Here is a 13,903-nt window from a genome sequence, read left to right as displayed (position 1 = left end):
CCTTAACGGAACGTGAGCAATCGCACAATTCGCGGTTGCAAGCGCAACCATTGCGGCCGAGGGCCGCCCGCAATGGTTGCTGCGGGGATCAGCGGTCGTTGCCGATCCACTTGTAGATCAGGCCACCGATCGCGCCGCCCAGCAACGGGGCGACCCAGAACAGCCACAACTGGCTGACCGCACCGCTGCCGGCGAAGAAGGCAACGGCCGTGGAGCGGGCCGGGTTCACCGACGTGTTGGTGACCGGGATGCTGATCAGGTGGATCAGGGTCAGCGACAGGCCGATCGCCAGCGGGGCGAACCCGGCCGGTGCCTTGCCGTGGGTGGAACCCATGATCACGATCAGGAACACCGCGGTCAGGACCACTTCGCACAGGAAGGCCGCCGCCACGCTGTAGCCACCGGGCGACAGCGCGCCATAGCCATTGCTGGCGAACGCTCCGGCCTGGCTGCCATCGATGGCGAAGCCACTGGCGCCGGAGGCGATCTGCAGCAGGATGAAGCCGGCCAGCAGGCCACCCGCAACCTGGGCGATGACGTACGGCACCAGGTCCTTGGTCGGGAAGCGGCCACCCGCCCACAGGCCGACGCTGACCGCCGGATTGAAGTGCGCACCGGAGATATGGCCGAACGCATAGGCGCCGGTCACCACGGTCAGGCCGAAGGCGAGCGCCACGCCGAGGAAGCCGATACCCAGCGGATTGCCGTCACCACCGAACTTGGCGGCCAGCACTGCACTGCCACAGCCACCCAGAACCAGCCAGAACGTGCCGAGGAACTCGGCGGACAAGCGTTTACCCATGCTCATGTGTTGCACTCCTTTGACGGTCGAAAGTGTGATTTATGTCACATTTCAATGATCAGCGGGTGACTGTAGCGTCAACGCCGGGTGCAGGAATACACCCTCGGATGTGTGCAACACGCGATGCTCAGTACTGCGGCAGCGGGATGAACTCCTTGTCGTCGCCGGGGATGGTGCCGAAGCGACCGGCTTCCCAGTCGTGCTTCGCCTGCTCGATACGCTCTTTCGAGCTGGACACGAAGTTCCACCACAGGTGGCGCGGGCCATCCAGCGGCTCGCCACCGAACAGCATCGCCTTCACCGGTGTCTTTGCGCGCAGGCGGCCGCGTGCGCCGGCTTCGGGGATGACCAGGTGCTGTGCGGGAATGTCCACGCCATCCAACTGCGCGTCGCCCTCAAGGATGTACAACGCGCGCTCGCGGTGGCCGTCGTCGATGTCGATTTCCGCGTCCGGGTCCAGATCGATCGCCACATTGAGCGTATCGGCGAACACTTTCACCGGCGATTCCTCGCCATAGGCGCGGCCAGCGATCACCCGAAGCCAGGCACCCTTGCGGCGCTGCTCGGGCAGGGTGGCAGCGGCATGGTGATAGAACGCCGGCTCGATTTCCTCATGCGACTTCGGCAGCGCGACCCAGGTCTGCATGCCGTGGATCGGGTTGTCATGGTCGCGGTCCGATTGTGGCGTGCGTTCGGAATGGGCGATGCCGCGGCCGGCGGTCATCCAGTTGACGTCACCGGGACGAATCACCTGATCCGAACCCAAGGTGTCGCGGTGGCCGATGGCGCCCGACCACAGATAGGTAACCGTGGCCAGGCCGATATGCGGATGCGGGCGCACGTCGATGGCGGTGCCGGGGTGCATCAGTGCCGGGCCCATCTGGTCGACGAACACGAACGAGCCGATGCTGCGCGCCTGCAGGGTGGGGACGGCGCGGCGGACTTCGAGGCCGCCGATGTCGTGCACGCGCGGAGCGATGATGGTGGTCATGCGGGCGTTCTCGCTGGCAGGGATCAGGTGGTCAGCATCGCATGCGGCTGTGACGGGGACATGCCTCGTATGGGTAACAGGGTGTTCCAGCCAACGGCGCAGCCCCTCGTGGCTGTGGGGTTGGTCGCTGAAGGCGGAAGCAAGATCAAAAGCCGCGCTTGGCCGGGCGGGTGGGTTGCGCAGGACACGCCGTAAACCCGTCCATGGGGGCTCGATGGCGCCATCCATGGCGCCAACGGTCCTGCGCAACCCACCCGCCCGCCCTCTGACAGTTTCCGTGTGCGTCCAGCCACGGAGAAGAAAATAGAAAATCAAAATCAAACGCCGGTCGCTTCGCTCGCATCCACGCATGGCGTGGATCAAGCGTGTCGACCAAGGTCGACACCTACCAGTCATCGCAGTTCACCCACCGTCACCGGGAAACTGTCAGGGGTGGGGCGGTGTCGGGGTGCGGGGTGTCCGCGGCATGGATGCCGCGGCCAAGCCCCCAAGGACGGGTTTACGGCGTCCCCGCACCCCGACACCGCCCCGCCCAACAAACAGAAAAGCCAGAGCCGCTTTGGCTCTGGCTTCTGCTGTGGAACTTGACATTGCCTCTGCGGGTGCCTGGCCGCAGGCCCGGCAGATCAACTCAAACCACTGGTTCGCGCAGGGCGGGGTTGTCCCAGCCCGGGCGCGGGGCGAAACGGTCGCCGTGGCGCTGCTGCAGCGCCTTCAACCGCTCGACGATCGCATCGGCACCGACCGCACGGATGTGCTGGATCGGACCGCCGCGGAACGGGGCGAAACCGGTGCCGAAGATCACGCCGGCATCCAGCAGGTCCGCATCGGCCACCACGCCTTCGTGCAGGCACGCCACTGCCTCGTTCAACAGCGGCAGGATCAGGCGGTCTTCCAGGTCGGCCGGGGCCTGGTAGTCGCTGGCCACGTCCGGTTTCTTCGGCTTGCCGTTTTCCCAGGTGTAGATGCCCTGGCCATCCTTCTTGCCACGCTTGTCCGGTTCCACCGTCTGCAGCGCGGCCGGAATCTGCAGGCCCAGGAACGGTGCCAGTTCGCGGCCGACGCCGGCGGCCACGTCCAGGCCGACGGTGTCGATCAGTTCGATCGGGCCCATCGGCATGCCGAACTTCACTGCGGCCTTGTCGATCACCGGGCCCGGGACGCCTTCGGCGTAGGCGGTGGCGGCTTCCAGCATGTACGGGAACAGCACGCGGTTGACCAGGAAGCCCGGACTGCCGGCCACCGGCACCGGGAACTTGCCCAGCGCCTTGCAGAACGCGGCCAGGCGGCGCTCGGTCTCCGGCGCCATGCCATCGTGGTGGATGATTTCCACCAGCGGCATCTGCGCTACCGGGTTGAAGTAGTGCAGGCCGGCGAACTGCGCCGGGCGCTGGATGTGATCGCGCAGTTCCACCAGTGGGATCGACGAGGTATTGGTGGTCAGCAGGGCGTCCTGCTTCATCTTCGGTTCCAGCGTCTGGTACAGCGCACGCTTGGCTTCCGGGTTCTCGATGATCGCCTCGATCACCAGATCCGCTTGGGCAACCCCATTGCCTTCCAGGTCGGCACGCAGGCGTGCGGCCACGGCTGGGCGCTTGCTTTCGTCGCGCACCTTCTTGGCGAACAGCGCCTGTGCGCGTTCCATGGCCGGGTCGATGAAGCGCTGCTCGCGGTCCTGCAGGGTCACCTCGAAGCCCTTGTAAGCGGCCCACGCGGCGATGTCGCCGCCCATCACGCCGGCGCCGACCACGTGCACGTGACGGATGCCGGAATCACCACTGCCCAGGCCCTTCAGTCGCTCGGTGAGGAAGAAGATACGGATCAGATTGCGCGCGGTCGGTGTACTGGCCAGCTTGACCACGGCGCGCCGCTCGGCGTCCAGGCGGGCCTGGATGGGCTTGCCGCCACTGCGTTGCCAGGTGCTGATCAGCGCGTACGGCGCCGGGTACTGGTCCTTCTTCGCCTTGCGTGCGACCTGCTTGACCATCTGCGGCGCCAGCAGCCTGCGTGCCAGCCAGGTGTTGGTGGCCCATGCCGTCGCGCGCTGCTTGAACGGGCGGGTGGTGCCGGACAGCGCCAGCGCGACGGCGGTGTCGAGCACCACCGCTGGCGCCACCACCTTGTCGACCAGGCCGATGCCACGCGCGGCCGAGGCCGACAGGGTGCGGCCGGTCAGCATCATGTCCATTGCCGCCGGCGCGCCCACCAACTGCGGCAGGCGGGCGCTGCCGCCCCAGCCCGGGAAGATGCCAAGCTGGGTTTCCGGCAGGCCGATGCGGGTGCTGCTGTCATTGGACGCCACGCGGTAGCGGCAGGCCAGCGCCAGTTCGGTGCCGCCTCCCAGGCAGTGGCCGTGGATCGCCGCAACGGTGGGGCAGGGCAGCTCGGCCAGCTTCTGATAGGTGGCCTGGCCACGACGGATCGCGTCATTGACGGTGCCGCGACGGTCGAATTCCTGGAACTCCTTCAGGTCGGCACCGGCAATGAAGCCGGCCTTCTTCAGCGACTGGACCACCACGCCCTTGGGTGGGTCCAGCGCGATGCGCTCAAGCAGGTCGCCCAGCTCCAGCAGCACGTCCTGCGACATCGCGTTGACGCTGCTGTCCTGACGATCCAGGGAGAGAACCACCACGCCGTCGTCGCGGATCTCGGGGTGCCAGTGGCTGAAGCGGAGACCATCGAAGCCTGAAAGCATGGACGTTCCATCCGGTTGTGTATGGAGAAGCGGCTATGATCCAGAGGTTGTTTCCCTCGCGTCAAATCCCAATAGCAGGGGAGTGGCGCCCCCGGATCCATGGCCGTGGACCGGGACGCTAACGGAACGGTGGTTAAAAGCTGGTGCGGCGCCAGGTGATCGGCGACTGAACTTTTCCCGGGATTGGCAGTCTCATTGCCCGACGTCGGTTGGGCTGACAGGAGTGCGGCCCCTCATGGCCGAGGTTGATACACCACAGGAGCTGGATCTGGAACTGGTCCGGCGCGTGCAGCACGGCGAGAGTGCCGCCTTCGATGTCCTGGTGCGCAAGTACCAGCATCGGGTGGTGGCCCTCGTCGGTCGCTACATCGCCGACTGGAGCGAATGTCAGGACGTCGCCCAGGACACTTTCATCCGTGCCTACCGCGCGATCGGGAGTTTCCGTGGCGATGCCCAGTTCTCAACCTGGTTGCATCGAATCGCCGTGAATACCGCCAAAAACTACCTGGCTTCACACAATCGACGGCCGCCGACCGATGACATCGACATCGGCGATGCCGAACAGTTCGACAGTGGTACGCGCCTGCGTGACACCGACACGCCCGAACGCGAGTTGATGCGCCAGGAGCTGGAACAGACGGTGATGAAGGCCGTCAACGCGCTGCCGGAAGAACTCCGGTCAGCGATCACCCTGCGCGAGGTGGAAGGCCTGAGCTACGAGGATATCGCGCAGAAGATGGGGTGCCCGATCGGCACGGTGCGTTCACGGATCTTCCGGGCGCGCGAGGCGATCGACACCGAACTCCGGCCGCTGCTGGACATCGGCAGCGCCACCCGTGAGAAGAGCCGCGTATGACCAGTAACCCGTTCAACGAATCGCAGAACCATCAATCGCCCGCCGGGCAGCGCCTGGACCAGCGCCATCGCGAGCAGCTGTCGGCCCTGGTCGATGGCGAGCTGGGCGCCGATGAAGCGCGTTTCCTGCTGCGCCGGATGGAGCACGACCCCGAGCTGGCCGGTTGCCAGGAGCGCTGGCAGCTGCTGGGCGACGTGATGCGCGGGCAGGCGTCGGCACTGGCTCCGGCCGGGTTCAGTGCCGCCGTGGCTGCCGCCATCGCGGCCGAGCCAACGTCGCAGGCCGAGCCGCGTCGCCAGGTACGTCGCAGTGGCTGGCGGGCCTGGGGCGGCGGCGCGGCTCTGGCCGCATCGGTTGCTGCGGTCGCCCTGTTCATGGGGGGCGAGAAGCTGAAGGAGGCCACTCCCGGCGAGCCATTGGCCCCCCAGGTGATCGCCAGCCAGGCGGAACTGCCGCCGGCGCCGACCTCGCCGGCCCCGGTGACCGAAGCATCGGTGGATACCGCCGCGATGGCCGTGGCGGCGGCGCCGGCTGTGGCGATGGCTGCTACCAGCCGTCGCCAGGACGCCCGCCGCGCCAGTGCAACCCGCAGCCAGCAGGCCGCGCGTGCCGCCCAGCGCGATGACGCTCCGCAGCGCGCCATCGCCGCCGTGCAGGCACCGCTGGCTCCGACCGTACCGGCCAACGCCAACCGCAACCTGCCATTCGGCGAGGTCGGCGGGCTGCAGGCCCGGCCGTGGCCGCGCTCCAGCCTGGCGCCGACCGCAGGTGGCGCGCTCAATGCCAGTTTCCCGGCCCGCGCCGGCGGTGCCGCGTTCTACCCGTTCGAGCCGCGCCTGCAGGACGACCTGCCGGTGCCGCCGCGCCCGCGCGACTGAGCCGGGCGCCTTCACGCCCCGCCGTCGGCGGGGCCCGTATTCCTCTTTCCATCCGACCCGGAGGTTGCCGTCCGATGACTCCCCGACTTCGCACGCAGGCCATTGGCCTGCTGGCCCTGACCCTTCCCCTGGTGGCCTGCGCGCAGGCGCCGGCGCCGGCGCCTGCCGCCCCGGCCCAACCTGCGCCGGCCGCGGCGCCGCGGGCGCCTGCACAACCGCTGGTCAGCGGCCTGCCCGACTTCACCAACCTGGTCGAACAGGTCGGCCCGGGCGTGGTCAACGTCGACACCACCATCGTCCGCAACAACCGCCAGGCCTCGCGCGGCCCGATGGGCGACGATGACATGCCCGAGTTCTTCCGCCGCTTCTTCGGCCCTGATTTCCCGATGCCGGGGCAGGGGCCGGGTGGGCAGGATGGCGGTCCCAGCATCAAGGGGCGTGGCATGGGATCGGGCTTCATCATCTCGCCCGATGGCTATGTACTGACCAACTACCACGTGGTGGCCGACGCCAGCGAGGTGAAGGTCAAGCTGGGCGACAGCCGCGAGTTCACCGCCAAGGTGGTCGGCAGCGACCAGCAGTACGACGTGGCCCTGCTCAAGATCGATGGCAAGAACCTGCCCACCGTGCGCGTGGGTGATTCCAACACCCTGAAGCCGGGCCAATGGGTTGTCGCGATCGGCTCGCCGTTCGGCCTCGACCATTCCGTTACCGCCGGCGTGGTCAGCGCCGTCGGTCGCAGTACGGGGGGTCCTGACCAGCGCTACGTGCCGTTCATCCAGACCGACGTGGCGATCAACCAGGGCAATTCCGGCGGTCCGCTGCTGAACACCCGCGGCGAAGTGGTCGGCATCAACTCGCAGATCTTCTCGGCCTCCGGCGGCTACATGGGCATCAGCTTCGCGATCCCGATCGACCTGGCGATGAGCGCGGTCGAGCAGATCAAGAAGAGCGGCAAGGTCACCCGCGGCCAGCTCGGCGCGGTGGTCGAACCGATCGATTCGCTGAAGGCGCAGGGACTGGGCCTGCCCGACAGCCGCGGCGCGCTGGTCAACCAGATCGTGGCCGGCAGTGCGGCCGCCAAGGCCGGCGTGCAGGTGGGCGATGTCATCCGCTCGGTCAACGGCAGCGCGGTCAACAGCTGGTCCGACCTGCCGCCGCTGATCGGTGCGATGGCGCCGGGCAGCAAGGTGAACCTGGTGGTTTACCGCGACGGCAAGCCGCATGAGCTCAGTGCCACGCTGACCGCACTGAGCGAGGACGGGCAGGCCAATGCCCGCGGGCCGTCGGCTGGCGCTGGCGAGGCGGCTCCGCAGACCGGTGCCAACGCCCTGCTGGGGCTGGACGTCAGCGACCTGAACGCGGCCCAGCGCAAGCAGCTGGGGCTCAACGGCAATGAAGGCGTGCGCATCACCGGGGTCAAGGGCCAGGCAGCACGCGATGCCGGCCTGTCGCCGGGCATGGTGATCCTGCAGGTCGGCCGCACTGCGGTCGGCAGCGTCGATGCCCTGAACCGGGCGTTGTCCAGCTTCAAGAAGGACGACGTGGTGATGCTGCTGGTCCGCACGGCCAACGGCAACAGCGCCTTCGTGGCGGTGAAGGCCGGCCAGTAAGGCCCCTGCCAGGGCCGCTTCGGCGGCGCCGGCGCCGCCCCCGAAGCCCCGCCCCGGCGGGGCTTCGTCCGTTCTGGACCCGGTCCGATGAGGCAGTTTTCGCGGCCGGGCGCCGGGCGTGCGATAATCGACCGTTACCCTGACGACGCCGCGCGCCGCCGCCACCTATGTCTTCTGATTCGATGCGGAACATCCGCAACTTCTCCATCATCGCCCATGTCGACCACGGCAAGTCCACGCTGGCCGACCGCATCATCCAGCTCTGTGGTGGCCTGCAGGCCCGCGAGATGGAAGCGCAGGTGCTCGACTCCAATCCCATCGAGCGCGAGCGTGGCATCACGATCAAGGCGCAATCGGTGTCACTGCCGTACCTGGCCAAGGACGGGCAGACCTATCACCTGAACTTCATCGACACCCCCGGCCACGTCGACTTCTCCTATGAAGTCAGCCGCTCGCTGGCCGCCTGCGAAGGCGCGCTGCTGGTGGTCGATGCGGCGCAGGGCGTGGAAGCGCAGTCGGTGGCCAACTGCTATACCGCAGTGGAGCAGGGCCTGGAAGTGGTGCCGGTGATCAACAAGATCGACCTGCCCACCGCCGACATCGAGCGCGCCAAGGCCGAGATCGAGGCCGTGATCGGCATCGACGCCTCCGACGCCGTGCCGGTCAGTGCCAAGACCGGCCTCAACGTGCAGGACGTGCTGGAGGCGATCGTCCATCGCATCCCGCCGCCGGTGCCGCGCGACACCGACAAGCTGCAGGCGCTGATCATCGACTCGTGGTTCGACAACTACCTGGGCGTGGTCTCGCTGGTGCGCGTGATGCAGGGCGAGATCAAGGCCGGTGACAAGTTGCAGGTGATGTCCACCGGCCGCAACCACCAGGTCGACAACGTCGGCGTGTTCACCCCCAAGCGCAAAGTGCTGCCGGCGCTGCGTGCCGGTGAAGTGGGCTGGGTCACCGCCAGCATCAAGGACGTGCATGGTGCGCCGGTCGGCGACACCCTCACCCTGGCCGGCGATCCGGCGCCGAAGCCGCTGCCGGGCTTCCAGGAAATGCAGCCGCGCGTGTTCGCCGGCCTGTTCCCGGTCGATGCCGAAGACTACCCGGACCTGCGCGAAGCGCTGGACAAGCTGCGCCTGAACGATGCCGCGCTGCGTTTCGAGCCGGAAAGCTCCGAAGCGATGGGCTTCGGCTTCCGCTGCGGCTTCCTGGGCATGCTGCACATGGAGATCGTGCAGGAGCGCCTGGAACGCGAATACAACCTGGACCTGATCAGCACCGCGCCGACGGTGGTGTATGAGGTCCTGAAGACCGACGGCTCGGTCATCAACATGGACAACCCGGCCAAGCTGCCGCCGGTGAACCAGGTCGAGGAGATCCGCGAGCCGATCATCCGCGCCAACGTGCTCACTCCCGAGGAGTACATCGGCAACATCATCAAGCTGTGCGAAGAAAAGCGCGGAAGCCAGATCGGCATCAACTACCTGGGCAGCCAGGTGCAGATCAGCTACGAGCTGCCGATGGCCGAGGTGGTACTGGACTTCTTCGACAAGCTCAAGTCGGTCAGCCGTGGCTATGCCTCGCTGGATTACCACTTCGTGCGCTTCGACGCCGGCCCGTTCGTGCGCGTTGACGTGCTGATCAACGGTGACAAGGTCGACGCACTGTCGCTGATCGTGCACCGCAGCCACGCCGACCGCCGCGGCCGCGAGCTGTGCGAGAAGATGAAGGACCTGATCCCCCGCCAGATGTTCGACGTGGCCATCCAGGCTGCCGTCGGCTCGCAGATCATCGCCCGCACCACGGTCAAGGCGATGCGCAAGAACGTGCTGGCCAAGTGCTATGGTGGCGACGTCTCGCGCAAGAAGAAGCTTCTGGAAAAGCAGAAGGAAGGCAAGAAGCGCATGAAGCAGGTCGGCCGCGTGGAGATCCCGCAGGAAGCGTTCCTGGCCGTGCTGCAGATGGACAACAAGTAAGCCCGCACCGGCCTCGCGGGGCCGGTCGTCTGGTGACGTTGCAAAGGACCCTGAATGAAACTGTTTGAGATCCTCCTGGTCGTGCTGACCCTGGCCTCGGGCCTGATCCTGCTCGCCGACAAGCTGTACCTCGCCAAGCGCCGCGCCCAGCGCGCGGGCCTGCTCGACACCGAGCCGGTGCTGGTGGACTACTCGCGTGCATTCTTCCCGGTGCTGGCGATCGTGCTGATCGTGCGCAGTTTCATCGCCGAGCCGTACAAGATCCCGTCCAGCTCGATGATGCCGAACCTGCTGATCGGCGATTTCATCCTGGTCAACAAGTTTTCCTACGGCCTGCGCCTGCCGATCAGCAACACCAAGATCGTCCCCTTCGGCGAGCCGTCGCGCGGCGACGTGGTGGTGTTCCACTTCCCCGGCCACAGCGACAACGATCCGGCCAAGGGCGAGAACTTCATCAAGCGCGTGATCGGCGTGCCGGGTGACACCGTGGTCTTCGAAGGCGACGGCGTGATCCTCAATGGCGAACCGCTGAAGTACGACAACAAGGGCATCTATGCCGGGCACAAGGGCCAGGGCGAGGGCGCCAACCTGCTGGTCGAGCACCTGCCGGGCCGTACCCATACCGTGCTGGAGACCGACTATCCGCGTGGCCAGGGCCAGTGGACCGTACCGGCCGGCAAGTACCTGGTGATGGGCGACAATCGTGACAATAGCGACGATGGCCGCTTCTGGGGCCTGCTGCCGGAAGAAAACCTGCGCGGCAAGGCCTTCCTGATCTGGCTGAACTGCCAGGGCTGGTTCTGCAAGGATGGCTTCGAGCCGTCGCGGATCGGCTCGAGCATCAACTGAGTACCTTCACATCCAACGCGTATCTGGGGAGAACGCAATGAAGACGATGAACACGCAGCGTGGCATGACCCTGACCTCGTTCCTGGCGGTCCTGATCGTGGTGGGTTTCTTCCTTTACATCGGCATGAAGCTGTTCCCGATGTACCAGGAGTATTACGCGGTGCGCTCGGCGATGAAGAGCCTGGCCAAGGAGCCGGGCGTGGGCAGCATGGAGCCGGCCCGGATCCAGGATCTGTTCTTCAAGCGCCTGTACATCAATTACTCGGAAAACGTGAAGCCGGCCAACGTGAAGTTCGACCGTCGCGACAATGGCTGGACCCTCAAGGTCAACTACGAAGTGCGCCGTCCGCTGGTCGGCAACCTGGACGTGGTTGGCAAATTCGATTCATCCCAGGACCTGACCCGAAGCGGTGCCGAATAAACCTTTCCAACGTGGTGACCTGATCGGTCATCCCTTCCGCGACCCGGCGCTGCTGAAGCAGGCGCTGACGCATCGCAGTGCCGGTGCGCCACACAACGAGCGCCTGGAGTTCCTGGGCGACAGCATCGTCAACATGATGGCGGCCGAGGCGTTGTACCGACGCTGGCCCAAGGCCGACGAGGGCGCGATGACCCGTGCCCGCGCCGAGCTGGTGCGTGAGGGCGCGCTGGCGGTGATTGGACGTAGCCTGGAGCTGGGCGAGCGGCTGATCCTGGGCCCGGGCGAAATGAAGTCCGGTGGCCACCGTCGTGATTCGATCCTGGCCGACGCGGTGGAAGCCGTGGTGGCTGCGATCTACCTGGATGCCGGTTTCGAGGCCTGCCGGGCGGTGGTACTGCCCTGGTTCAGCGCTTCGATCGAGGCACTGCCGGCCTCCGGCCGGCCCGAGAAGGACCCCAAGACCCGCCTGCAGGAATGGCTGCAGGCCCGACAGAAGGCGTTGCCGCAGTATGAACTGGTGTCAGAATCCGGTGACGACCACGCCAAGCACTTCCGGGTACGCTGCAACGTAGCCGACCCGGCCGCCAGCACCGAGGGCGAAGGCGCCTCGCGGCGGCTTGCCGAACAACAGGCGGCTGCGGCCGTCCTAGAACAACTGGATTCCAAGTGAGCGAACAAACTCCCCATCATTGCGGCAGCGTGGCCGTCATCGGCCGCCCGAACGTGGGCAAGTCGACCCTGACCAATGCTCTGGTCGGCGCCAAGGTCAGCATCGTCTCCAACCGTCCGCAGACCACGCGCCATCGCCTGCTGGGCATCGCCACCTATCCGGAAGGCCAGCTGGTGCTGGTCGACACCCCCGGCCTGCACAAGGTGCAGAAGCGGGCGATGAACCGGGTGATGAACCGCGCCGCGCGTGGCTCGCTGGAAGGCGTCGATGCGGGCCTGCTGGTGATCGAAGCCGGTCGCTGGGATGAAGAGGACAGCCTGGCGTTCAACGTGCTGCGCGACGCCGGCATCCCGGTGGTGCTGGTGGTCAACAAGATCGATCGCCTGAAGGAAAAGGGCGCGTTGCTGCCGTTCCTGCAGCAGGTGACCGAGGGTCGCGACTTCGCCGCCGTGCATCCGATCTCCGCGCAGAAGCGCAATGGCCTGGAAGCGCTGGTGCGCGACGTGCTGAAGCTGCTGCCGGAAGCCCCGCCGATGTTCGGCGAGGATGAGATCACCGACCGCAGCCAGCGTTTCCTGGCCGGTGAACTGGTGCGTGAGCAGCTGATGCGCCAGCTCGGCGAGGAACTGCCCTACGCCACCACTGTCGAGATCGAGCGCTTCACCGAGGACGGCAACCTGCTGCGCATCGGTGCGGTGATCTGGGTCGAGCGTGAAGGCCAGAAGGCCATCGTGATCGGCAAGGGCGGCGCCCGCCTGAAGGAGATCGGCGCCAAGTCCCGCCTGCAGATGGAGCGTCTGTTCGGGGCCAAGGTGTTCCTGGAAACCTGGGTGCGCGTGCGTGAAGGCTGGTCCGACGACGAGGCCGCGCTGAAGGCCTTCGGTTACGAGTAAGGCGTTGCAGTCGCTTCGATGATGATCGAGGACGACACCGGCTTCGTGCTGCACGCACGGGCCTACCGCGAGACCAGCCTGCTGGTCGAAGTGCTGAGCGCACAGCATGGCCGTATCGGGCTGCTTGCGCGTGGCGTGTCCACTGCCAAGGGCCAGGTGCTGCGCGCCGCCCTGCAGCCGTTGCAGTGGATCCGCTTCAGTGCCCAGCAGCGGGGGGAACTGGCCCAGCTGCGTAGCGCCGAGGCGCTGGATGCCGCGCCACGCCTGGTCGGGCAGGCCATGCTGGCCGGTTTCTACCTGAGCGAACTGATCCTGCGCCTGGCCCCGCGCCAGGACCCGCTGCCGGAGCTGTACCTCGCCTACGGCGAGGCGCGTGCGCGGCTGGCGGTGGGCGCTGGCCTGGCCTGGACCCTGCGCCGTTTCGAACGCGAGCTGCTGTCTGCGCTGGGCCTGGGTTTCGAGCTGGACAGCGCCAGCGATGGCCAGCCGATCGATCCGGCGGCGCGCTACGAACTGGACCCGCAGGAGGGTGCGCAGCGCCTGCTGAGCGAGCGCGGAGGGGAGCGCCGGGCAGCCGCCACCGGGTCGGCGCTGTTGGCGCTGGCGGCTGACGAAGAGCCGGATGCCGCCGATCTGGCCAGCCTGCGCCTGCCGATGCGGCGGGTGCTGGCCCATCACCTGGGGCCGCGCGGCCTGAAGTCCTGGGAAATGCTCGAGCAGCTGGCGCCCCGCAGGTAGGGGGTGTTGAGCAGGGCTTGCAGCCCTGCACCTGCCGAGGCCAAAGCCGAATCAACGTCAACTTCAACGTCAACGGCAAAAGCTGGCTATCCGTGGGTAGGCGGGGTGGGTCCGGTTGCGGGAGACGCCGTAAACCCGTCCTTGGGGGCTTGGCCGCGGCATCCATGCCGCGGACACTCCCGCAACCGGACCCACCCCGCCTTCGACAGAGTCTTGCGAGCTGTTGGACATGCCGACGGGGTCAGATCCGTTTTCCGAAGGAAAACGGATCTGACCCCAGTTTGAATTTCGATATCTGACAGATGTGTCGACCAAGGTCGACACCTACCAACAGCCGAGTGAACCTGTCGAAGGCGGGGCGGTATCGGAGGGCGGGGTGTCTGATCTGGCCCCCTGAAAACGGACGCCATGAAGCCGTTTCAGGCGGCAGCCCGGAGCTGCCGGGCGTAGTTGTTAGGCGAGTGGTAGCCCAGCGCCGAGTGTAGCCGGGCTGGATTGTAGAAGCCGTGGATGTAAGCAGC

At 66.7% G+C, this 13,903-nt stretch carries 12 protein-coding genes; 9 read left to right on the top strand and 3 right to left on the bottom strand.

Features of this window, described 5'->3' with window-relative positions; all coding sequences use genetic code 11:
- Positions 1–88: 88 nt before the first annotated feature.
- The 3 genes from aqpZ to AC5P74_RS18080 form a co-directional block, all read right to left on the bottom strand.
- On the bottom strand, positions 89–808 hold the full coding sequence (aqpZ, locus tag AC5P74_RS18090; protein ID WP_053499691.1) for an aquaporin Z: 720 nt from the start codon (positions 806–808) through the stop codon (positions 89–91).
- 121 nt (positions 809–929) lie between these two features.
- Positions 930–1,793 carry a pirin family protein gene (locus AC5P74_RS18085; RefSeq protein WP_005418267.1) on the bottom strand — a complete coding sequence of 288 codons (864 nt, stop codon included), beginning with the start codon at positions 1,791–1,793 and terminating at the stop codon, positions 930–932.
- Positions 1,794–2,424: 631 nt separating this feature from the next.
- Positions 2,425–4,488, bottom strand: coding sequence for a 3-hydroxyacyl-CoA dehydrogenase NAD-binding domain-containing protein (locus AC5P74_RS18080; RefSeq protein WP_346608205.1), 2,064 nt, complete (start codon positions 4,486–4,488; stop codon positions 2,425–2,427).
- Between the two features lie 235 nt (positions 4,489–4,723).
- On the opposite strand from AC5P74_RS18080, the gene rpoE reads away from it, so the two are divergent.
- The 9 genes from rpoE to recO all read left to right on the top strand — a co-directional run bounded on the left by rpoE (position 4,724) and on the right by recO (position 13,382).
- Positions 4,724–5,344: an RNA polymerase sigma factor RpoE gene (gene rpoE, locus AC5P74_RS18075; protein ID WP_005418256.1), complete on the top strand. Its 621-nt coding sequence runs from the start codon at positions 4,724–4,726 to the stop codon at positions 5,342–5,344.
- Positions 5,341–6,222 carry a sigma-E factor negative regulatory protein gene (locus AC5P74_RS18070; RefSeq protein WP_053499696.1) on the top strand — a complete coding sequence of 294 codons (882 nt, stop codon included), beginning with the start codon at positions 5,341–5,343 and terminating at the stop codon, positions 6,220–6,222. Before rpoE ends, AC5P74_RS18070 begins: the two co-directional genes overlap by 4 nt.
- A gap of 74 nt (positions 6,223–6,296) precedes the next feature.
- Positions 6,297–7,835, top strand: a complete 1,539-nt coding sequence (locus AC5P74_RS18065; RefSeq protein ID WP_053499698.1) for a DegQ family serine endoprotease — start codon at positions 6,297–6,299, stop codon at positions 7,833–7,835.
- Between the two features lie 182 nt (positions 7,836–8,017).
- Entirely contained in the window at positions 8,018–9,811 is a 1,794-nt protein-coding gene (gene lepA, locus AC5P74_RS18060; protein WP_005418237.1) for a translation elongation factor 4, read from the top strand.
- Between the two features lie 54 nt (positions 9,812–9,865).
- Complete coding sequence (gene lepB, locus AC5P74_RS18055; RefSeq protein WP_005418234.1) at positions 9,866–10,660, top strand: signal peptidase I; 795 nt, start codon at positions 9,866–9,868, stop codon at positions 10,658–10,660.
- 37 nt (positions 10,661–10,697) lie between these two features.
- Positions 10,698–11,081, top strand: a complete 384-nt coding sequence (locus tag AC5P74_RS18050) for a DUF4845 domain-containing protein (RefSeq protein WP_014038086.1) — start codon at positions 10,698–10,700, stop codon at positions 11,079–11,081.
- The gene (gene rnc / locus AC5P74_RS18045; RefSeq protein WP_005418230.1) at positions 11,071–11,751 is read left to right on the top strand and encodes a ribonuclease III; all 681 of its coding nucleotides are present in this window, start codon (positions 11,071–11,073) and stop codon (positions 11,749–11,751) included. Before AC5P74_RS18050 ends, rnc begins: the two co-directional genes overlap by 11 nt.
- Positions 11,748–12,644, top strand: coding sequence for a GTPase Era (gene era, locus AC5P74_RS18040; protein ID WP_005410599.1), 897 nt, complete (start codon positions 11,748–11,750; stop codon positions 12,642–12,644). The genes rnc and era overlap by 4 nt, the downstream gene beginning before the upstream one ends.
- Before the next feature lie 18 nt (positions 12,645–12,662).
- Complete coding sequence (recO, locus tag AC5P74_RS18035) at positions 12,663–13,382, top strand: DNA repair protein RecO (RefSeq protein ID WP_206621020.1); 720 nt, start codon at positions 12,663–12,665, stop codon at positions 13,380–13,382.
- Positions 13,383–13,903 lie beyond the last annotated feature (521 nt).

This window comes from Stenotrophomonas sp. YJH_SMC_94-11 (assembly GCF_059370435.1).
The sequence above is the reverse complement of the archived record's forward strand: the minus strand, read 5'-3'. Positions and strand labels throughout refer to the sequence as shown.